The sequence below is a fragment of the Luteimonas sp. RC10 genome, assembly GCF_014192745.1.
In the GTDB taxonomy this organism is placed as follows: Bacteria; Pseudomonadota; Gammaproteobacteria; order Xanthomonadales; family Xanthomonadaceae; genus Luteimonas.
In genome coordinates this window covers 255,410-276,023 of sequence record NZ_JACHYJ010000008.1, presented here as the reverse complement: position 1 = coordinate 276,023, position 20,614 = coordinate 255,410, and the positions used below count along the sequence as shown (strand labels likewise).

At 69.4% G+C, this 20,614-nt stretch carries 17 protein-coding genes and 1 other RNA gene; 5 read left to right on the top strand and 13 right to left on the bottom strand.

Translation table 11 applies throughout. From position 1 onward, the window contains the following. Nucleotides 1–746 precede the first annotated feature (746 nt). Both dtd and rpoD read left to right on the top strand, forming a co-directional pair. Nucleotides 747–1,184, top strand: coding sequence for a D-aminoacyl-tRNA deacylase (gene dtd / locus FHW73_RS15225; protein WP_183427590.1), 438 nt, complete (start codon nucleotides 747–749; stop codon nucleotides 1,182–1,184). Nucleotides 1,185–1,238: 54 nt separating this feature from the next. After that, the gene (rpoD, locus tag FHW73_RS15220) at nucleotides 1,239–3,125 is read left to right on the top strand and encodes an RNA polymerase sigma factor RpoD (protein WP_183427589.1); all 1,887 of its coding nucleotides are present in this window, start codon (nucleotides 1,239–1,241) and stop codon (nucleotides 3,123–3,125) included. A 506-nt stretch (nucleotides 3,126–3,631) separates the two neighbouring features. Here rpoD and rpiA read toward each other — a convergent pair. The 7 genes from rpiA to FHW73_RS15185 form a co-directional block, all read right to left on the bottom strand. Further along, nucleotides 3,632–4,279, bottom strand: coding sequence for a ribose-5-phosphate isomerase RpiA (gene rpiA / locus FHW73_RS15215; RefSeq protein ID WP_183427588.1), 648 nt, complete (start codon nucleotides 4,277–4,279; stop codon nucleotides 3,632–3,634). Then, nucleotides 4,276–4,755 carry an EVE domain-containing protein gene (locus FHW73_RS15210; RefSeq protein ID WP_183427587.1) on the bottom strand — a complete coding sequence of 160 codons (480 nt, stop codon included), beginning with the start codon at nucleotides 4,753–4,755 and terminating at the stop codon, nucleotides 4,276–4,278. The genes rpiA and FHW73_RS15210 overlap by 4 nt, the downstream gene beginning before the upstream one ends. Continuing rightward, complete coding sequence (locus tag FHW73_RS15205; RefSeq protein WP_183427586.1) at nucleotides 4,752–5,351, bottom strand: 5-formyltetrahydrofolate cyclo-ligase; 600 nt, start codon at nucleotides 5,349–5,351, stop codon at nucleotides 4,752–4,754. The genes FHW73_RS15210 and FHW73_RS15205 overlap by 4 nt, the downstream gene beginning before the upstream one ends. Nucleotides 5,352–5,405: 54 nt before the next feature. Continuing rightward, nucleotides 5,406–5,590: non-coding RNA, 6S RNA (ssrS, locus tag FHW73_RS15200), on the bottom strand. A gap of 152 nt (nucleotides 5,591–5,742) precedes the next feature. After that, a complete protein-coding gene (locus FHW73_RS15195; protein WP_183427585.1) occupies nucleotides 5,743–6,042 on the bottom strand; it encodes a cell division protein ZapA in 300 nt (99 codons plus the stop codon). After that, entirely contained in the window at nucleotides 6,039–6,260 is a 222-nt protein-coding gene (locus FHW73_RS15190) for a TIGR02449 family protein (protein ID WP_183427584.1), read from the bottom strand. Before FHW73_RS15190 ends, FHW73_RS15195 begins: the two co-directional genes overlap by 4 nt. 45 nt (nucleotides 6,261–6,305) lie before the next feature. Beyond that, nucleotides 6,306–8,501, bottom strand: coding sequence for an EAL domain-containing protein (locus FHW73_RS15185; protein ID WP_183427583.1), 2,196 nt, complete (start codon nucleotides 8,499–8,501; stop codon nucleotides 6,306–6,308). A 67-nt stretch (nucleotides 8,502–8,568) separates the two neighbouring features. Here FHW73_RS15185 and FHW73_RS15180 point away from each other — a divergent pair, with 67 nt between their 5' ends. Then, a complete protein-coding gene (locus FHW73_RS15180; protein ID WP_183427582.1) occupies nucleotides 8,569–9,180 on the top strand; it encodes a UPF0149 family protein in 612 nt (203 codons plus the stop codon). A gap of 13 nt (nucleotides 9,181–9,193) precedes the next feature. Continuing rightward, nucleotides 9,194–10,504 (top strand): aminopeptidase P N-terminal domain-containing protein, encoded by a 1,311-nt coding sequence (locus FHW73_RS15175; RefSeq protein ID WP_183427581.1) that lies wholly within the window; start codon nucleotides 9,194–9,196, stop codon nucleotides 10,502–10,504. Between the two features lie 163 nt (nucleotides 10,505–10,667). Here the strand turns inward: FHW73_RS15175 and pepQ are convergent, their stop codons facing one another. The 4 genes from pepQ to rph all read right to left on the bottom strand — a co-directional run bounded on the left by pepQ (nucleotide 10,668) and on the right by rph (nucleotide 14,650). Beyond that, entirely contained in the window at nucleotides 10,668–12,017 is a 1,350-nt protein-coding gene (pepQ, locus tag FHW73_RS15170; RefSeq protein ID WP_183427580.1) for a Xaa-Pro dipeptidase, read from the bottom strand. 69 nt (nucleotides 12,018–12,086) lie between these two features. Further along, nucleotides 12,087–13,241, bottom strand: coding sequence for a radical SAM family heme chaperone HemW (gene hemW / locus FHW73_RS15165; protein ID WP_183427579.1), 1,155 nt, complete (start codon nucleotides 13,239–13,241; stop codon nucleotides 12,087–12,089). Between the two features lie 64 nt (nucleotides 13,242–13,305). After that, nucleotides 13,306–13,896, bottom strand: coding sequence for an RdgB/HAM1 family non-canonical purine NTP pyrophosphatase (gene rdgB, locus FHW73_RS15160; RefSeq protein WP_183427626.1), 591 nt, complete (start codon nucleotides 13,894–13,896; stop codon nucleotides 13,306–13,308). A gap of 25 nt (nucleotides 13,897–13,921) precedes the next feature. Further along, nucleotides 13,922–14,650, bottom strand: a complete 729-nt coding sequence (rph, locus tag FHW73_RS15155) for a ribonuclease PH (RefSeq protein WP_183427578.1) — start codon at nucleotides 14,648–14,650, stop codon at nucleotides 13,922–13,924. Nucleotides 14,651–14,779: 129 nt separating this feature from the next. Here rph and FHW73_RS15150 point away from each other — a divergent pair, with 129 nt between their 5' ends. After that, nucleotides 14,780–15,640, top strand: a complete 861-nt coding sequence (locus FHW73_RS15150; protein ID WP_183427577.1) for a YicC/YloC family endoribonuclease — start codon at nucleotides 14,780–14,782, stop codon at nucleotides 15,638–15,640. A gap of 214 nt (nucleotides 15,641–15,854) precedes the next feature. Here FHW73_RS15150 and FHW73_RS15145 read toward each other — a convergent pair whose 3' ends face one another. Together FHW73_RS15145 and FHW73_RS15140 are read right to left on the bottom strand one after the other, a co-directional pair. Then, nucleotides 15,855–18,839 (bottom strand): TonB-dependent receptor, encoded by a 2,985-nt coding sequence (locus tag FHW73_RS15145; protein ID WP_183427576.1) that lies wholly within the window; start codon nucleotides 18,837–18,839, stop codon nucleotides 15,855–15,857. Between the two features lie 109 nt (nucleotides 18,840–18,948). Further along, entirely contained in the window at nucleotides 18,949–20,484 is a 1,536-nt protein-coding gene (locus FHW73_RS15140) for an amidase (protein WP_221187586.1), read from the bottom strand. Between the last annotated feature and the right edge of the window lie 130 nt (nucleotides 20,485–20,614).

Genomic DNA, 20,614 nt, shown 5'->3' with positions numbered 1-20,614 from the left:
CCGCAAGCGGGGGAGGGCGACGGACAGCGCGCGACAGGCCTGTTTGCAAGGAGCGTCGCTGTGCCCCTTCCCTCGCTCGCGGGGGAAGGCTGGGATGGGGGCAGTGCTTCGCTCCTTCCCCCGCCTGCGGCGGAAGGTTGGGATGGGGGTGTAACGTCGAGGCGCGGGATGGATGGGGTGGCCTTCCGTCGCTCGCCCTTGGCGTCCGCATCGTCTGATCGCTTGCCCCCACCCAACCCTCCCCCGCAAGCGGGGGAGGGCGTCGGGCAGCGCGCGACAAGAACGTTTGCGAGGAGCGGCGCAGTGCTCCTTCCCCCGCTTGCGGCGGAAGGTGGGGATGAGGGCCGTGCTTCGCTCCTTCCCCCGCCTGCGGGGGAAGGTTGGGATGGGGGCGTAACGTCGAGGCGCGGGATGGATGGGGTGGCCTTCCTCATCCGTCGCTCGCCCTTGGCGTCTGCATCGCCGGATCGCTTGCCCCCACCCAACCCTCCCCCGCAAGCGGGGGAGGGCGTCGGACAGCACGCGACAGGCCTGTTTGCAAGGAGCGTCGCTGTGCCCCTTCCCTCGCTCGCGGGGGAAGGCTGGGATGGGGGCAGTGCTTCGCTCCTTCCCCCGCCTGCGGCGGAAGGTGGGGATGAGGGCCGTGCATCGCTCCTTCCCCCGCCTGCGGGGGAAGGCTGGGATGGGGGCGCAGCGGCGAGGGGCGGGAGGGACCGGTCTGAGCGGCTGGCTGCAGTGGTGGCGTCATGCTCGCTCTGATCCAGCGGGTCAGCGAGGCGGCGGTGCGGGTCGACGGCGAGGTCGTGGGCCAGATTGGGCCGGGGCTGCTGGCGTTGGTCGGGATCGAGCCCGGGGACGACGATGCCCAGACTGCGCGGATGGCCGATCGGCTGCTGGCCTACCGGGTGTTCGCCGACGAGGCCGGGCGCATGAACCGGTCGCTGGCGCAGACTGGCGGCGGGCTACTGCTAGTCAGCCAATTCACATTGGCCGCGGACACCCGCTCGGGCAATCGACCCGGCTTCAGTACCGCCGCGCCCCCCGAGGAGGCTGAACGGACCTTCGATCGTCTGGTCGCGGCTTGCCGTGCCCGGCATGGGGGGGTGGAAACGGGGCAGTTCGGGGCCCATATGGTGGTCAGCCTGGTCAACGACGGCCCGGTCACCTTCCTGCTGCGGGCATGACCCCGGCCCTGCAGGTGGTATAATTACGGGTTCACTTTGACAACGGTGCGCCACATGGCGAATGAACGTCCCGCCCAGCAGTCCGATATCAAGCTCCTGATCAGCAAGGGCTTGGAGCAGGGTTATCTGACCTACGCCGAGGTCAACGACCACCTGCCCGACGACATGGTCGATCCGGAGCAGATCGAAGACATCATCGGCATGATCAACGGCATGGGCATCGATGTCCATGAGGTCGCACCCGACGCCGAGACGCTGCTGCTGGCGGGCGAATCGAGCGGCAACCGCGAGGTCGACGAGACCGCGGCCGAGGAAGCCGCCGCGGCGCTGACTTCGCTCGATACCGAAGGCGGTCGCACCACCGACCCGGTGCGCATGTACATGCGCGAAATGGGCACGGTCGAGCTGCTGACCCGCGAGGGCGAGATCGCCATCGCCAAGCGCATCGAGGAAGGCCTGAACCAGATGATGGCCTCGGTGGCCAGCTTCCCCTGGTCGGTCCAGCTGCTGCTCGAGGAATACGAACTGCACAAGGCCGGCAAGAAGCGCCTGGCCGAGGTCGTGGTCGGCTTCAACGACCAGTTGCTCGAAGAACTCGCTGCCGAGGAAGAGGCTGCTGCCGGCAACGCGCCTGCGCCGGTCGCCGCCGATGCGGACGATGACGACAGCGACGACGAGGATGCCGACGACGACAGCGGCGACGAGGAAGAGAGCAGCGGCCCCAGCGGTCCGGACCCGGCCGAGGTCGCGCGCCGCATGGAAGTGCTGGCCGACCTGTTCAACAAGTTCCAGAAGGCCTACGCCAAGAACGGCGCGTCGGCCAAGCCGGTGGTCAAGCTGCGCGGCGAGATGGCCGACCAGTTCATGACCTTCAAGCTGCCGCTGCCGCTGAGCGACCTGCTGGTGCGCAAGCTGCGCGACGTCGTCGGCGAGCTCAAGGACCACGAGCGCCGCATCCTCGACCTGTCCACGCGCGTCGCCAAGATGCCGCGCAAGGACTTCATCCGCGCCTGGGATGGCAACCAGACCAATACCGGCTGGGCGGACGAGATGATCAAGCGCAAGCAGAAGTGGTCGTCCGGCCTGAAGGACGTACGCGACCAGATCGTCGCCGAGCAGGAAGCCACGCTGGCGATCGAGAAGGCCATGGGCGTGACCCTGGCCGACCTGAAGGAAATCAATCGGGCGATGGCCTACGGCGAGGCCAAGGCCCGCAAGGCCAAGAAGGAGATGGTCGAGGCCAACCTGCGTCTGGTGATCTCGATCGCCAAGAAGTACACCAACCGCGGCCTGCAGTTCCTGGACCTGATCCAGGAGGGCAACATCGGCCTGATGAAGGCGGTCGACAAGTTCGAACACCGCCGCGGCTTCAAGTTCTCGACCTACGCCACGTGGTGGATCCGTCAGGCCATCACCCGTTCGATCGCCGATCAGGCGCGCACCATCCGGATTCCGGTGCACATGATCGAGACGATCAACAAGTTGAACCGCATTTCCCGCCAGATGCTCCAGCAGTACGGCCGCGAGGCCACGCCGGAGGAGCTGGCCAAGGAAATGGACATGCCCGAGGACAAGATCCGCAAGGTGATGAAGATCGCCAAGGAGCCGATCTCGATGGAGACCCCGATCGGCGACGACGAGGACTCGCATCTGGGCGACTTCATCGAGGACACCAACGTGGAGTCCCCGATCGACGCGACCACCAACACCAACCTGATGGAGACGGTCCGCGACGTGCTCGCCGGCCTGACCCCGCGGGAGGCGAAGGTGCTGCGGATGCGCTTTGGCATCGACATGAACACCGACCACACCCTCGAGGAAGTCGGCAAGCAGTTCGATGTGACCCGCGAGCGGATCCGTCAGATCGAGGCCAAGGCACTGCGCAAGCTGCGTCACCCCTCGCGCAGCGAACAGCTGCGGAGCTTCCTCGACGTCGAGTGATCTCCTGCTGTCGAGATGCGAAAAAGCCCGCCGAAAGGCGGGCTTTTTTGTGGCCGATCGCCGAAGTGCGGGAGGAGCCTGCGTCGGGTTGGGCCAGTGGAGTGGCCTGCCGGCCGGAAGCCTGCTCCCCGTGGTCAATGCCGCTGCGCGGCTTAGCTACGCGAAGCACGCGTGGGTTGGCGTGGACTTGCGGCAGTGCTGCGCGATGGTTGTGCGCTCATGGCTTTCACAGCTCTGTACACCACGCTGCTGAGGCTCAAATCACTTCGATTTCTTCCAACAGAAAACGTTGCGCTTACCCGAAGTCCGAGTTGCGAACGCTCAAGGCAGCGGACTGGCGGCCGGTGGCCGCGTCGAGCGCGCCATGGATGGCGCGCGCCCGAGTCAAGGCAGGATGCCTTGACCGAGGGAAAAGCGGCTTCCGGCCGGCAGGCCGCTGCCCGTCCGAAGCGAACACCCGCTACTGCCCGGCAAAGGCGCTTTTGGCGGAGGCGTAGCCGAGGATGTCAGAGCACCGTCGGCGTCGCGGTGCCGACGATCACGACATCGGCCTTGCGACGCGCGAACAGGCCGACGCTGACCACGCCCGGGATCTGGTTGAGCTGCGTTTCCAGTGCCACCGGATCGGTGATCGACAGGCCGTGGATATCGAGCACCCAGTTGCCGTTGTCGGTACGCACCCCCTCGCGCCAGACCGGCTGGCCGCCAGTGGTCGCCAGGATCTCGCGGGCGACGAGGCTGCGGGCCATCGGAATGACCTCGATCGGCAGTGGGAACGTGCCGAGCACCGGCACCTGCTTGGCGGGGTCGATGATGCAGACGAAGCGCTCGCTGGCCTCGGCGATGATTTTCTCGCGCGTGAGTGCCGCGCCGCCGCCCTTGATCAGGTGCTTGCCCGGATCGCACTCGTCGGCCCCGTCCACGTACAGCGACAGTGGGCCGGTGGCGTTGAGGTCGAGCACCTCGATGCCGTGCTGGCGCAGGCGCTCGGTGCTCTGGTCCGAGCTCGACACCGCGCCGTCGATGCGGTGCTTGATCTTGGCCAGTGCGTCAATGAAGAACGCGACCGTCGAGCCGGTACCGACGCCGACGATCATGCCGTCCTCGACGTACTCGATCGCCTTCTCGCCGGCCAGGCGCTTGCCTTCGCTCATCGCTTCTTCTCCAGGGACGACAACAGCTTCCACTGCGCGGCCGTGACCGGCAGCACGGACAGGCGCGCGCCCTTGCGGATCAGCGCGAACTCCTCGCCCAGCGCGTCCGCGTGTTCGCGGATCTCGCTCAGGGTGATGGGGTGGGCGAGCGTGCGCACGTAGCGCACGTCGACGAGGAACCAGCGCGGGGCTTCCTGGCTTGCCTTTTCGTCGTAGTACTTCGACGACGCGTCGAACTGCGTCGGATCGGGATAGGCGGTGCTGGCGACCTCGGCGATGCCGTAGATGCCCGGCACGGCCGCGTTGGAGTGATAGAAGAACACCCCATCGCCAATCCGCATGCCGTCGCGCATGAAGTTGCGCGCCTGGTAGTTGCGAACGCCGGTCCACGGTTCGGTGCCGACGCGGGCGAGGTCGTCGATCGAGAAGTCTTCGGGTTCGGACTTCATCAGCCAGTAGCGCTTGCGGGTGCTCATCGCGTCTCGTCAGGCGGCGGGGGCGAGGGTGGAAACAGGGTCGCCGATTCGGTGCAGACCGCGTCGAGCGGCACGTCCCAGTCGGCGGCATCGAGTGCGTCGACCTGCTGCGAGGCGAAGGCGGCGCCGACCAGCAGGGGCGGCGCGCCCTGCGCCCGGCGGAACGCGAAGCTGCGGTCGTACCAGCCCCCGCCCATGCCCAGGCGATGGCCCTGCGCGTCGAAGCCGACCAGCGGTGCGACGACCAGCGCCATCTCCCGCGCATCCAGCGCCGAGGTGGGCTCGACGTCCGGTTCGGGAATGCCGTAACGGTTGGTCACCAACGCATCGCCGGCGCGCCAGGGCGCGAAGCGCAGCGTGTCGCCATGCAGCACCGGCAGGCAGTAGACCAGGCCGGGGGGCAGACGGAGCTGGAAGACATGCAGGCCGATCTCGCCGTCACTGGCCCAATAGCCGGCGACGTAGCCGGTGGCGGGCAGCGTGGGCAGGGCGAGCAATTGCGCGGCCAGGGCTTCGGCGGCGGCGATCCGCGTCGCGGCTGGCAGCGCGCGGCGCTGGTCGCGCAGGCGGCGGCGAAGGGCGGGGCGGTCGGTCATGCGGCCGGACTCGTCGTCGAAAAAGCGCCGGCGACGCGGCAGGCGAAAAGAAATACGTTCTCCGCACATGTCGATGCACGCGAAACGACCTTGAACCCGGGGTTCAAGTGGGAACGCCGGAATTCCTTTGGGCTTTCCGCTCGAGGGCGGATATGCACTCCCGGTTTTCCTGCATCCCCGGTGTCGTTCTTAAGGGACAAGGCGAATGTTTTGCACGCTGTCGGACACGGCAGAGAACGCAGGCGCAGTATAGCGCCGCAACGCCGATGCGCGCAGCCGTTCGTCGGCGAGCGGCATTCGGCGATGGAACAAGTTCAGCCGCGTGGCGGCGGTGCGAAGGCGGCGCGGCCAGAAACGCGTCGCGATCGTTCCAGCGTCTGCTGGCCTACGATCAGAGTTCGGCTTCGAACGCGTCGAGCCGGCGATGCAGCGACGCGATGGCCTCGGCGATCGCGCGGCCGTCGCTGCCGCCGGTCTGGCGCAGTTGCAGCAGCTCGTGCGCGAAATTCAACGCTGCGAGCACGGCGATGCGGTCGACGGCCGCCATGCGGTTGGCGCCGCGGATCTCGCGCATCTGGGTGTCGACCAGGCGCGCGGCCGCCGTCAGGCCGTCACGCTCGCCCGGCGCCACGCCCACGGTGTACTCGCGGTCCAGCACGCGGACACTGACCGCCTCGCTGGCACCGCTCACGTGTGCTGCTCCAGGGACTTGAGGCGCGTGATCATCGCTTCGACGCGCGAGCGCGCCTGTTCGTTCTTCGACACCAACTGGGCACGTTCGACGACGATGCTTTCCTGTTGCTGGCGCAGACTGCGGTTCTCGTCGCGCAGCAGGCGGGCCCGCTCGATCAACGTCTCCACGCGCGCCGTGAGGCGGGCGAGTTGGGTGATGACGTCGGGCGTGTCCATGTCGGCACGATAGGCAGCGCCCCGGTGCCGGTCAAGGCGGGCGCCTTAGCGGTGGCTGTCCGCGACCGGGGCGGGGCCGGCGGGATGGGCACGGACGAAGGCCAGGCACTGGGCCGGGGGCAGGGGCCGCGAGATCCAGTAGCCCTGCAGTTCATCGCACTGACGGTCGGTCAGGAAGCGCAGTTGGGCCTCCGTCTCCACGCCCTCTGCGACGACCCGCAGGCCCAGTGCGTGCGCCAGCGAAATGACCGTGGCGGTGATCGCGGCGTCCTCGCGGTCGTCCGGCAGCCCGGCGACGAAGGCCTTGTCGATCTTGATCGTGGTGATCGGCAGCCGCTTGAGATACGCCAGCGATGAGTAACCGGTGCCGAAATCGTCGATCGCCAGCGACACGCCCATCGTGCGCAGGGCCTGCAGGCGCGCGGCGGCGTGCTCGGCGTCGGCCATCAGCACGCTTTCGGTCAGTTCCAGCTCCAGCCTCTGGGGCGGGAATCCGACTTCCTCCAGCACGCGGCGCACGACGCCGGGGAAATCGCCGCGCAGCAGTTGCAGCAGCGAGACGTTGACCGAGACCGAGATGTCGGCCAGTCCCTGCCGGCGCCAGTCCAGCACGGTGCGGCAGGCCTCGCGCAGCACCCATTCGCCGATCTCGTGGATCAGGCCGCTTTCCTCGGCGATCGGGATGAACTCGCTCGGCGGGATCTCGCCCAGCGTCGGGCTGTTCCAGCGCAGCAGGGCCTCGACGCAGGCGATGCCGCCCTGGGCCCGGGCGTGACGCGGCTGCATGACCAGACGCAGTTCGCCGCGGTCGAGCACTTCGCGCAGCGCGCCGGTCAGCGTGGCGCGTCGGCGGGCGGCGATGTCCATCGCATCGTCGTAGCGCTTGAAGGTCCGACGTCCGGCGGCCTTGGCCTGGTACATCGCGATGTCGGCCTGCTTGAGCAGTTCGATCGCCCCGCGCGCATGGTCGGGATAGATGCTGATGCCCAGCGACGGCGAGATGGTGATCTGCCGCCGGTCGTCGATGCGCAACGGCGCCTCGAAGGCATGGATGATCTCGCGCGCCATGCGATCGGCGGCCTGTACCTCGTCGAGGTTCTCGATGACGATGGTGAACTCGTCGCCGCCCAGGCGCGCCACGGTGTGGTGCATGCCGACCGTCTGCTGCACTCGGGTGGCGGCCGCGCACAGGATGCGGTCGCCGGCGGCGTGGCCCAGCGAATCGTTGATGTCCTTGAAGCGGTCCAGGTCGAGGAACAGCACCGCGATGCGGTGGCCGTTGTCGCGGGCGCGCGTGATCGCGCGCGACAGGCGCTCCGACAGCAGCGATCGGTTGGGCAGGCTGGTGAGGGTGTCGAAGTTGGCCAGATAGCGCAGCTCCTGTTCGGCGCGCTTCTGATGGGTGATGTCGTTGAGCACGAACACGTGCAGGGGCTGGCCCATGTCGGCGTCGTAGACGGTGCGGCACTCGACGGCGGCGAGGAACTGCTCGCCGTCCTTGCGCCGCTGCCGCAACTCGCCACTCCAGTGGCCGTGGCGCGCAGCCTCTTCGCGCAGGTGGCGCGAGACATCCTCGTCGTCGGGGTTGTCGTCGAGCAGCCGGGCGTCCTGGCCCAGCACTTCGCTCTCGGTGTACCCGGTCATGCGCAGGAACGCCGGGTTGACCGCGACGTAGCGGAAGCCGGCATCGATCACCGCGACCGCCTCGCGCATGCTGCGCAGCACCTCGGCGGCGATGCGGTGTTCGCGCTCGGCCGCGCGCGTGCCGGTGATGTCGAGCGCGGTACCGGCGATGCGCAGGATTGCACCGTCGCGGTCACGGGCGACCGCGCGGCCGCGCACGCGAACCCAGCGCCAGTCGCCGCCGTCGATGGCGACGCGCACCTGCAGTTGCAACTGGCCGCCGCCATCGCCCGCGATGTAGCGCGCCAGTGCCTCGCGGGCGAGCGGGCGGTCTTCGGGGTGCAGCAGCGCATCGATCGGCACCACGTGTTCGACCGCGGCCTCGCCGTGCGGGTCGGTCTCGCACACGGTGTGCCGGACCTCGCCGGACCCCATGTCGTAGTCCCAGTCGCGCTCGCCGGTGGCCCACAGCGCCAAGTTCAGCCGTGCCGCCCGCTCGTCCCGGGCGTGGGGGCGGGCCCGCCGGCGCTGCCGTCCGAGCACCAGCACCGCGCACAGCACCAGCAATGCGGTCAGCAATGCAGTGACCGGAACGTGCAACGAACTGGGGACGATCACGCGGACTCCGCGCCGGAGGGGCGGCGTCGAGTTTAGGCATCGCGTGGCCGGGACAACAAGCGTGGCGATGAGGGGACGACGGTGCGGTTGCTACACTGCGCCGTCCCTCGCCGCCCTCGTGAGTCCTGTGTCCGAACACCTGCCCAGTCCCGCCGAGATCGACGCCGAGACCGGCCGTCTGCAGTTGGCCATCGGGGCCAGCGAATTGCATGGAAGCCTGTGCGGCTGGCTGGCCGGTGGCGGGGCGTCACGACCCGACTGGTTGGCGCCGGTGCTTGCCGACGACACCCTGCCTGCCCCGGTGGCCGGCAGCGCGCTCGACCGGCTGCGCGAGGTCAGCGCGGCGCAGCTGGAAGATCGCAGCTTCGGCTTTTCGCTGGTGCTGCCCGATGAGGACGCGACGCTGTCGGCGCGCAGCGCGGCGCTGTTCGATTGGTGCCGCGGGTTTCTCGGTGGCTTCGGCCTGGCGGCGGGCGCGGCCCCGGGCCTGTCGGAGGAAGGCACCGAGGCCTTGGCCGATCTTGCGCGGCTCGCGGCGGCCGACGCGCAGGCCGATGCCGAGGACGACGACGCCGAAGAGGACGCATTCGCCGAGATCGAGGAATTCGTCCGCGTGGCGGTGCTGCTGCTGCACGGCGATGCGGCGCTGGGCCGGCGTCATCGCAACCGGTTGAACTGACGTGGCCGACGCGATGTCCGTGGCCGCCTGCCAGAAGCGGCGGCGCCAGTTGATGCGGATGGCCGGCAACGACGCGATCGTGGTGGTGCCCTCGGCGCCCGAGCGTATCCGCAGCCGCGATACCCACTTTCCGTATCGTCAGGATTCCGACCTGTGGTACCTGACCGGGTTCGCCGAACCCGATGCGGTGCTGGTGCTGGTACCCGGCCGCGTGCATGGCGAGGCGCTGCTGTTCTGCCGTGAGCGCGACGCCGAGCGCGAAGCCTGGGATGGGCCGCGGGTCGGTCCCGAGGGCGCGGTGGACGCGTTGGGCGTGGACGATGCGTATCCGATCGACGATCTCGACGAGATCCTGCCCGGGCTGCTCGAGGGCAGGACCCGGGTGTACTACCACTTCGGGCGCGACACCGAATTCGATCTGCAGCTCATCGGCTGGCTCAACCGCGTGCGCGCGCAGGTCCGGCTAGGTGCGCAGCCGCCGCACGAATTCCTCGAGCTCGGCCACCTGCTCGACGAGATGCGGCTGATCAAGACCGCCGACGAGCTGAAGCTGATGCGCCGGGCGGCGAAGATCAGCGTCGAGGCGCACGCTGCGGCGACGTGCGCGGCGCGGCCGGGTGTGCGCGAGTACGAACTGCAGGCGGAGCTGGAGTACGTGTTCCGCCGCCACGACGCGGTGCCGGCCTACGAGAGTATCGTCGGTGCGGGCGCCAATGCCTGCGTGCTGCACTACCGGGCCAATGCCGCGCAGGCACGCGACGGCGACCTGGTGTTGATCGACGCGGGGGCGGAGTACCGCGGCTATGCCGCCGACATCACCCGGACGTTCCCGGTCAACGGTCGTTTCACCGCGGCGCAGCGCGCGCTGCACGAGGTCGTGGAAGCGGCGCAGCAGGCCGCACTGAGCAAGGCACAGCCGGGCCGGCCTTACGAGGCCGGGCACCACGCGGCGGTCGAGGCGCTGACCGAAGGGCTGCTGCGGCTGGGGCTGCTCAAGGGCCGTCTGGAGACGTGCATCGCCGACGGCAGCTACAAGCGTTATTACCCGCACAAGACCGGGCACTGGCTGGGCCTGGACGTGCACGATGTCGGCGACTACCGCATCGAGGGCGAGTCGCGCCTGCTCGAGCCGGGCATGGTCTACACGATCGAGCCCGGGCTCTACGTGCCGGCCGACGACACGTCGGTCGATGCGAAGTGGCGCGGCATCGGCATCCGCACCGAGGACGATGTGCTGATCACCCGCGCCGGGCACGAAGTGCTCACCGCGGGTCTGGCCCGCACGGCCGACGAGATCGAAGCCTTCATGGCGCAGGCGCGCTGACGGCAAGTCGCTTCGGGCCAACGCCTCCGCATACCGATGGCGGCAATGCTTCAGTCCGCAGTGGAAAGCCCTCCCGCGCGCGCGAGGGCGATCCGCTTGCGCGGCACTGCCGCGCGGGGCGATCGAATGCCCCGCGGGCTGCGCCGGGCCGGATGGGGGCGGCTTACTCGGCCGATGCGTCCCACGCGTCGCGCGTGAGGTTGATCGGGGCATCGTCGGTGCACACCACGTTGTCCTCGATCCGGATGCCGCCGTAGGGGCGGAACGTCTCGACCCGGTCCCAGTCGACCGCATCGCCCTTGCCCGCGGCCTTGAGGTCCTCGAGCAGCATGTCGACGAAGTACACGCCCGGCTCGATCGTGACCACCATGCCCGGCGCCAGCGTGCGGGTCAGGCGCAGGTAGGGATGGCCGTCGGGCTTGGCGATGGTGCCGCCGGTCTCCGAGGCCGCGAAGCCTGCGACGTCGTGCACCTGCAGGCCGATGCCGTGGCCGATGCCGTGCGGGAAGAAGGCGGCGCTGACGCCGGTCTCCAGCGCTTCCTCGGGTGAGACGCGCAGCACGCCGAAGTCGCGCAGCACGCCCGACAGCGCCAGGTGCGCGTCCAGGTGCAACTGCTTGTAGTCGAATCCGCTGCGGACCTGCGCGCACATCGCGCGCTGCGCGCGGTCGACAGCGTCGATCATCGCCTGGAACTCGCTGCCGGTGTCGCGCGCGTAGCTGCGGGTGATGTCGGCTGCGTAGCCGGCATGGCTGGCGCCGGCGTCGATCAGGAAGCTGTGCACCGGGTCGGGCGCAAGCCGACCGAGTTCGGTGTAGTGCAGCACCGCGGCGTGTTCGTTGAGCGCGACGATATTGTGGTACGGCAGTTCGTTGGCGTCCTGGCCGGCGGCCTGGCAGTAGGCCAGGTGGATGCCGAACTCGCTGGCGCCGGCGCGGAATGCGCGCTCGGCGGCCTGGTGGGCGCCGACCGCGATGCGCGTGGCCTCGCGGAGCATCGCGATCTCGTAGGGCGTCTTGAACGCGCGGTGGTAGTCGAGATGGTCGATCACCGCCGGCGGATTGTTCGGGCGGTAGGCGCCGTACTGGCCGAGCGCGCTCTGCGGCTCGCCGAGGATCGCGCAACGCGCTGCATTCTTGGGCAGGTGCTGTTGGGCGTCTTCCGGCTTGCGGATGACGACGATATCGAAGTGCGCCACCCAATAACCAGAGGGCGCCTCGGGCACGACGTGCCAGTAGTCGCGCGGCTGCAGGTAGATCAGCTTGGGCTTCGCGCCGGGCGTCACCACCAGCCAACTGCCCGGGTTGCGGGTCAGCGGCACCCAGGCCTTGAACTGCGGGTTGACCGCGTAAGGGTAGTCGCGGTCGTCGAAGACCTGGTAGTGCAGCGTGCCGCTGGGGATCACCAGGTGGTCGAGGCCCGCGCGCTCGAGCGCGGTGTGCGTGCGCTGGGACAGCGTCGCGAGGTGGTCGGCGTAGAGGTCGGCAGCGGACGGCACGGAAGTGGTGGACATCTCGATCCTGCGGGAAAAGCGTGAACGCCTATTCTGCCGCAAGCGCCCCCGGGCCTGGGGGCGGGCACGTCAGTCTTCCAGGAACAGCGACACCACGTCGTTGGCGAAGCGGTGGCCGAGCGCGGTCGGCACGATGCGGGCGCCGTCGTCGTGCAGCCATCCGGCGTCGAACGCGGCCTGCAGCGGGGCGGCGATCGCCGACGGCGGCAGGCCGGTGCAGGCCTCGAAATCGTGCAGCGTGAAGCCCTCGACCAGGCGCAACGCGTTGAGCATGTACTCGAACGGCCGGCGCGCCTCGGCAATGCGCTCGTCGCCGCCGATCGAGGCCGGCGTGCCGGCGGTCGCCAGCCAGGCCGTGGGGTGCTTGTGCTTCCAGCGGCGCGCGATCGCCTGCTCGCTGCCAAGGGTGAGCTTGCCGTGGGCCCCGGCGCCGATGCCCAGGTAGTCGCCGAAGCGCCAGTAGTTGAGGTTGTGGGCGCATTGCCGGCCCGGCCGCGCATAGGCCGAGATCTCGTACTGCGCGTAGCCGGCTTCGGCGAGCCGCGCCTGGCAGCGTTCCTGCATGTCCCAGGCCAGGTCCTCGTCGGGCAGGTTCTGCGGTGGGCGCGCGGCGTAGACAGTGTTGGGTTCAAGGGTGAGCTGGTAATGCGAGATGTGCGCCGGCGCCAGCGCGATCGCGCGCGCGATGTCGTCCTCGGCCATCGCCAGCGTCTGGCCCGGCAGCGCATACATCAGGTCCAGATTGACGTTGTCGAACCCCGCCTCGCGCGCCAGCGCGATCGCCGCCAGCGCCTGGGCGCTGTCGTGGATGCGGCCCAGGCGGTGCAGGCAGCCATCGTCGAAGCTCTGGATGCCGAAGCTGATCCGGTTCACACCGGCGCGGCGGTAGTCCTCGAAGCGGCCGTGCTCGGCGGTGCCGGGATTGGTCTCCAGGGTGATTTCCGCGCCCGGCGCGAAACGCAGTCGCGACGAGGCGCCCTGCAGCAGCCGGTCGATCGCGTCGGCCGGGAACAGGCTCGGCGTGCCGCCGCCGAAGAACACGCTGTGCACCGTGCGGCCCCAGACCAGCGGCAGGTCCTGATCGAGATCGGCCAGCAGCGCGTCGACGTAGGCATCGAACGGCAGCGCGCCACGTTGCTCGTGCGAGTTGAAGTCGCAGTACGGGCATTTGCGCACGCACCAGGGCAGGTGCACGTACAGCGACAGGGGCGGGGGAATCAGCATCGGCCGGAAGCGTGGAGGGGCCGGGTGGCCCGGCGCCAGGGGCGGGCAGACCCGCCAGGAGGGATCAGGATGCCAGGCCGGTCAGGCGCTGACGCAGTGCCTGGAGCGCGCGGGCCCGGTGGCTGAGGCGGTTCTTGAGTTCCGGTGCCATCTCCGCGGCAGTCAGGCCGTGCTCGGGGTCGAGGAATACCGGGTTGTAGCCGAAGCCATGGTGGCCGCGCGGGCTACCCAGGATGCGGCCTTCCCAGGCACCTTCTGCAATCAGCGGCTGCGGATCGTCGGCATGGCGCAGCACCACGATCACCGCGTAGAAGCGCGCCGTGCGCCGGTCCTCGGGCACGTCGCGCAGGGCCTCGAGGAGCTTGGCGTTGTTGGCGGCGTCATCGGTCGGCGTGCCGGCGTAGCGGGCGCTGTAGAGGCCGGGCGCGCCGCCGAGCGCATCGACGATCAGGCCCGAGTCGTCGGCCAGCGCGGGCAGACCGGTGACGGCGCTGGCGTGGCGGGCCTTGATCAGCGCGTTCTCGACGAACGTGGTGCCGGTCTCGGGCACGTCGTCCACACCCAGCGCGCGCTGGGCCACGATCTCCAGCGGCAGGTCGGCGAGCATCGCCTGCAGTTCGGCCAGCTTGCCGGCATTGCCGCTGGCCAGCACCAGGGGCGTGCGCGTGGATGCGTCCACGTCAGCCTGCCAGCGCCGCGCGCTGCAGCGCGACCAGCTCGGCCACGCCGGCCTCGGCCAGGCCCAGCATCGCGTCCATCTCGGCGCGGCGGAACGCGTGGCCCTCGGCCGTGCCCTGGATCTCGATGAAGCCGCCGCCATCGTTCATCACGACGTTCATGTCGGTGTCGCAGTCGCTGTCCTCGGCGTAGTCGAGGTCGAGCACCGGCACCCCGCGGTAGACGCCCACCGAGACCGCGGCGATCGCGCCGTGGACCGGGTCGCGGCTGAGCTCGCGACGCGCCTGCAGCACGCGGATCGCATCGACCAGCGCGACATAGGCGCCGGTGATCGCGGCGGTGCGGGTGCCGCCGTCGGCCTGCAGCACGTCGCAGTCGAGGGTGATGGTGCGTTCGCCCAGCGCGCGGCGATCGACGCAGGCGCGCAGGCTGCGGCCGATCAGCCGCTGGATCTCCAGCGTCCGCCCGCCCTGCTTGCCGCGCGCGGCTTCGCGGTCGTTGCGGGTGTTGGTGGCGCGCGGGAGCATGCCGTACTCGGCAGTGACCCAGCCTTCGCCCTTGCCGCGCAGGAATGCAGGCACGCGGTTCTCGACGCTGGCGGTGCACAGCACGCGGGTGTCGCCGAAGCTCACCAGCACCGACCCCTCGGCATGGCGGGTGAAGCCGCGCTCGAAGCGCACCTCGCGCAGCTGGTCGGGCGCGCGGCCGCTCGGGCGGGAAGAATCGGACATGTCGGGTCGCTGCAGGAAAACGGGGGGCGATTCTAGCAGCCGGCCCGCAAACCCCGGTCCGCGCGGCTCGGCGCCGTCGGCCTTCAGGCATACTGCCGCGCTCCATTGCGCTTGATTTTTAGGACCGCCATGATCCGCAGCATGACCGCCTTCGCCTCGGGCGAACGCACCACGCCCTGGGGCACGCTGAGCTGCGAGTTGCGCGCGGTCAACCATCGGTTCCTGGAACTGGGCACGCGGATGCCCGAAGAACTGCGGGTGCTGGAGCCGGTGCTGCGCGAGCGCATCGCCGCGCGCGTCTCGCGCGGCAAGCTGGATCTGGGCCTGCGCCTGCGCCCGGTCGAGGGCGGCGGCGAGCTGCAGCTCAACCGCGCGCTGCTCGATCAACTCGGGCAGCTGGCGCAGGATCTGCGCGCCGGCTTTCCCGAACTGCGCGCCAGCCTGACCGAACTGCTGCAGTTCCCCGGCGTGCTGCAGTCGCGCGGTGTGGACCCGGCGGCCTTGCAGGTCGAGGTCGTGGCGCTGCTCGACGAGGTGCTCGACGGCTTCATCGCCGCGCGCGAGCGCGAGGGCGCCAAGCTTGTCGCCGCGACCTTGGAGCGGGTCGACGGCATCGCCGCGATCGCCGCCCAGGTGCGGACGCTGATGCCGACCATCCGCGAAGGCCAGCGCACCAAGCTGCAGGCGCGGCTCGACGACCTGGCCCAGCCGGTCGATCCGGGGCGGATGGAGCAGGAACTGGTGCTGTGGCTGCAGAAGCTCGACGTCGACGAGGAACTCGACCGGCTCGACAGCCATGTCGACGAGATCCGCCGCGTGTTCGCGCAGCGAGAGCCCGTTGGCCGACGGCTGGATTTCCTGCTGCAGGAGTTCAACCGCGAAGCCAACACGCTCGGTTCCAAGTCGGTCGACAAGCGCAGCTCACAGGCCGCGATCGAATTGAAGGTGTTGATCGACCAGATCCGCGAGCAGGTGCAGAACATCGAGTAGCGTGTCGGGAAGGTGTCATGCCATCCCAAAGAGACCTATGAATCCCTGTTCAACGTGGAGCGCGTCGCCACCCGCGTGGCGGCGGGTGGGGATGGCAGGGTTGGGGCCGATCATCGGGAGTGGCCGGACATGCGTGACACCGTCGCGAGATTTGGCCGGCCCTCCATCGGATCGCTGAGGTTGCGATCGCGCCCGGTTCACACCGCGGCGCGCCTCAGAACCGCAGGCGTGCACCGATCGAGTAGTAGCGTCCCAGCACGTCGTAGTAGGCCGAGAACGCCGAGGAGGCGGGCGGGCCCTTGTCGAGCAGGTTGTTGATGTTGGCGTAGAGCTCCAGGTCCGAGTCGGCGAAGCCCGCGGTCCGCATGCTCATCCCCAAGTCGAAGTAGGTGACGCTGCCGATGTGGTTGTTGACGATGTCGACGGCCGAGTTGTAGTTGCCCGACGAGATGTAGCGGGCCCGCAGGTTGGCGCCGAAGGTGTCGCCGCGATAGGCCAGGGTGTTGGTCACGCGCAGCCGCGGGATGCCTGGACCGGAGAAGGCCGAGCCCTGGGAGCCGACGTAGCTCAGCTTGACCTCGCCATCGTCGGTGGTCAGTTCATTGATCCAGGTCGCCAGCGCGCGCCACTGCACCCGCCCGCCGGCCGACGGCACGAGCCGCGCAGCCGGAAACGTGTAGAGGATCTCGGCATCGATGCCGTCGGTCTTGTACTGGGCGAGATTGACCGGCGTGGAGCGGATCAGCTCAATGCTGCCGTTCGCATCGCGGGTGATGCGGCCGCACAGCACCTGGTTGCCGCGGGCGCAGCGGTTGATCACTTCCTGCACCCCCAGCGACATGATCACGTCGTTGATGGTGATGTCGAAGTAGTCGATCGAGATGTCCAGACCTTCGGTGAACTGCGGCGTCCAGGCGATGCCGAAGGTCGTGGTGTCGGCCTCTTCCGGCGTCAGGCCAGGATTGCCGCCACTGATGACCTGGGCCTGCACGGTTTGCCCGGTGATGGGGTCGGCGACGTTGTTCCAGCCGGTCAGCGCAGTGGTGAACAGCTCGGTGAGGTTGGCCGAGCGGATGTCGCGCGAGCGTGTGGCGCGTGCGCGCAGGCCCGGGAGGAACTCGTTGGTCGCACCGGCCTTCCAGGACCAGATCGAGCCGGTGGTGTCGTAGTCGCTGATCCGCGCGGCGGCATTGAATTCGAGCTTGTTGAGGCCGGGCACGTCGCGCACCAGCGGCACCAGGATTTCGCCGAAGGCTTCCTTGACGCGGAACGCGCCGAACATCGAGGCATGGCTGAACGAGCGGAACGCGCCGGCCGTGTCGAGTGCGCCCGCGGTGCTCTGCTGCCATTCCCGACGCGCCTCCACGCCCAGCGCGACCGAGACATCGCCTGCGGGCAGGGTCCACGGGTCGCCCTGCAGGCTCAGGCCGCCGGCATCGAGCTTGATCAGCGTCTCCTGCGTGGGCGCGCCGGTGACGTAGGCGATGGCCTCGGCCGACGGCGACCCGCTGCCGAACAAGTTGATCGGCACGCAGTCGGTGGTCGGATCGGCCAGGGCCACGCGACAGATCGGCTGGCCGGTCGTGGGGTCGAGAACCGAATCGACCGCGCGTGCGTAGTTGTCGCGCAGCAGGAAGCCGGGATTGCGCATGTCCTGGCGGTATTCGCCATGCGTGTAGTACGAGCGCCACGTCCAGCCGGCGCCGAGCGCACCATCGATCGCCAATGTGGCTTCGGTGGTCTTGCGCTGAAAGTCGATCGTCGCGTACGCGAAATCGGAATTGAACCGTCCCATCTGGAACGACGACTCGCCGGCCGCGGCCAGCGCATCGCGTACCGGTGCGGGCAGGAACGCGTTGTCGGCCGAGATCCGCAGGCGTGTGCTGCCGCGGTTGTGGTCGCCGAACCAGGGGTAGTCGTTGTACATCCGCGAATGCCGGACATCGAGCGTGAGCCGGGTGTCGTCGGTCAGGTCGAAGTATGCGGTGCCCATCGTGCTGTAGCGCCGTTGCGGGGTGACCAGCGGGCTGAAGTGGTCCGCGCTCGGGCCATTGCCGCCGACCATCTGCGTGCCACCGACCACGCGCCCGTACTCGAAGGGGCGCAACGACCCGTCCGGCTCGAAGGCCTGGCCGGCGAGCGCGCCCGACAGGATCAGGCCGCCATAGGCGGCGTCGGCGATCGACACGCCGTGGGTGAGCACGAAACGGCCGTTGCCGTCAGGCAACGTCGCCCAGCCGGCGACGTCCGGCCGGCGCGATCTGGGCACCAGGCCATCGTTGTCGAGGAATTCGGCGCCCAGTACCAGGTGGCCGCGGCCACCGAACAGCTCGCGACCGAAGGCCGCTTCGAAGCGCCGCTCGTTGGCGTCGCCACGATCGGAGACGCCGAACTGCGTGCCGAGCTTGGTACCGACGAAGGTCCGGTCGATGGCGATGTTGACCACGCCGCTGACCGCGCCCGAACCCCATGCGGCCGACGCGCCGCCGGTGACGATGTCCGCGCCCTGCACCATGATCGAAGGAATGGTGTTGAGGTCGTTGGTGCTGGAGAAGCGGCGGCCGTCGATCAGCACGAGGGTGCGATTGACGCCGAGCGCGCGCAGGTCGACCGGCGCCGAACCGGCGTCGGTGTTGGTGCCGGTGGTCTGCGGCGACACGCCGGCGCGGAACTGCGGCAGATCGTTCAGCGCCGCGGCGATATTGGGCCGCCCGCCGACAGCCAGGTCCTGCGCGCTCAGGCTCGTGGTCGGCGTGGGTGCGTCGAAACCGGGGCGGTCGAGCCGCGACGATGAGGCCCGGACCTGCACCGCGTCGAGATTGGTCGCCGGATGACCGGAGGTGGCACTGACGGCCGCGCCGGATGTCGCGGCGTTGTCCTCAGGCAGGCGGATCAGGATCGAGCCCGCCTCTTCGGTGACGTCCAGTGACGTGCCGTCGAGCAAGGCCTCGAATGCGGCGCGCGGTTCGAGCAGGCCGCTGACGCCTTCGGTGCGCAGGCCCCGGACCTGGCGCGCCGGATAGATCGCATTGACGTCGAACTGCCTGGCCAGCGCGTCCAGCGCGTCGGCCAGGTCGCCGGCGGCGACCTCCACCTGGCGGGGTTCGGCCGCGATCGCGATCGGGGCCGACAAGGCCGACAGAGCGGCGAGGACGGCAGCGTGGATGAGGCTGGATCGCAGGCGGGTCGAACGTGGCATGGCCGTCCTCGGGTTCGGCTCGGGTGCGAGCCGCTGATTGGAATGTCGAGCGAGTGCGCGCTTTCCGGCAACGCGCGTGCGGGCCCGACTCCGGGCCCAGCGATGAAGGTCAGGCGTCCATGTTCAGTGCCGACGGGCGCCGTGCGGCGATCCACGGCGAGGCCTGCTCGTAGGCGTGCGCGACCTGCAGCACGGCCAGGTCGGCGTGCGTGGGTCCGATGATCTGCAGGCCGAGTGGCAGGTCGTCGGGGCCGCCGAAACCGGCCGGCACCGCCAGCGCCGGCAGGCCCGCCATCGTCGCCGGCAGCGTCACCTCCATCCAGCGGTGATAGCTGTCCATCGGCGTGCCGGCGATCTCGCGCGGCCAGTGCTGCTCGACATCGAACGGGAACACCTGCGCGGTCGGCAGCACCAGAAAGTCGAAGCGTTCGAACGCCTTGCGGAAGGCCTCGTAGATCCGCGTGCGTCCGGCCTGCGCATCGGCGATGCGTTCGGGCGTCAGCTGCTGGAAGCCTTCGACCTCCCACAGGGCCTCGGGCTTCATCAACGCGCGCTTGGCCGGGTCGGCGGCGTAGGCGCGCAGGTCGTCACCCACCGACAGGTGACGCAGGGTCACGGCCGTGCGCCACATCGCCTCGGCCGGTTCGTCGAGCGTGGCCGCATCCACGTGCATGCCGAGGGTCCGGAACGCCGAGAGCGCGCGTTCGCAGGCCTCCAGCAGGCCGGCTTCCATCGGCAGCGCGCCACCCAGATCGCCCAGCCAACCGATCCGCCGGCCGGTCCAGTCGCGCGCCAGCGGCTGGGCGAAGATCGCCGGGTCGTCCTGGAGCGAGAACGGTGCGCGGGGATCGGCGCCAGCCTGGACCGAGAGCATCAGTCCGAGGTCGGCCACCGTCCGCGCCATCGGTCCGGAGGTGGCGTAGGTCTGGCTGAAGACATCGCTCGATGGGGCGGACGGCACGCGCCCGAACGACGGCCGGAAGCCGAACACGTTGTTCCAGCCTGCCGGATTGCGCAGCGAACCGCCGAAATCGCTGCCGTCGCCCAGCGGCGTCATCCGCAGCGCGAGCGCCACCGCGCTGCCGCCGGAACTGCCGCCCGCCGACTTGCGCGGGTCGTAGGCGTTGCGGGTCACGCCGAATATCGGGTTGTAGCTGTGCGAGCCGAGCGCGAATTCCGGCACGTTGGTCTTGCCGGTGAAGATCGCACCGGCGTTGCGCATCCGCGACACCACCAGCGAATCGGCCGCAGGCACGTTGTCGCGCAGCAGCGGCGAGCCTTGCGTGCTGCGCATGCCGCGCACTGGCGCGGTGTCCTTCACTGCATGCGGAAACCCGTGCAACGGACCGTGGAAGCGGCCCCTCGCAGCGTCCTCGTCCTGGGCCGCGGCCTGGCGCAGCAGCAGCTCGGGATCGACCGACGAGACGATGGCATTGAAGCGCGGATTGAGCGCCGACAGTCGCGCGAGGTAGGCGGTCATCGTCTCGCGCGCGGACACGCTGCGCGTGCGCAGCGCCGCCGCAAGATCCACGGCCGACAGGTCCAGCACGTCCTCGCCCGGCCGTGCGAACACCGCGCCAGCGCCGCCCGCCGCATACGCCGCCACGGCGGCGGCCCCCATCTTCAATGCCGTGCGCCGTGTCATCGGCATGCAAGCCGCCCCTGGATCATGTGCGTCCCCGTGCCCGGCCCGGAAGGGGCCGCTGCCTGTGGAGTCGAACGAGGGCGGGCTTTCCGGCTATCGATCTGCGTGCGGGTGCATCGCGGCGGTGGTC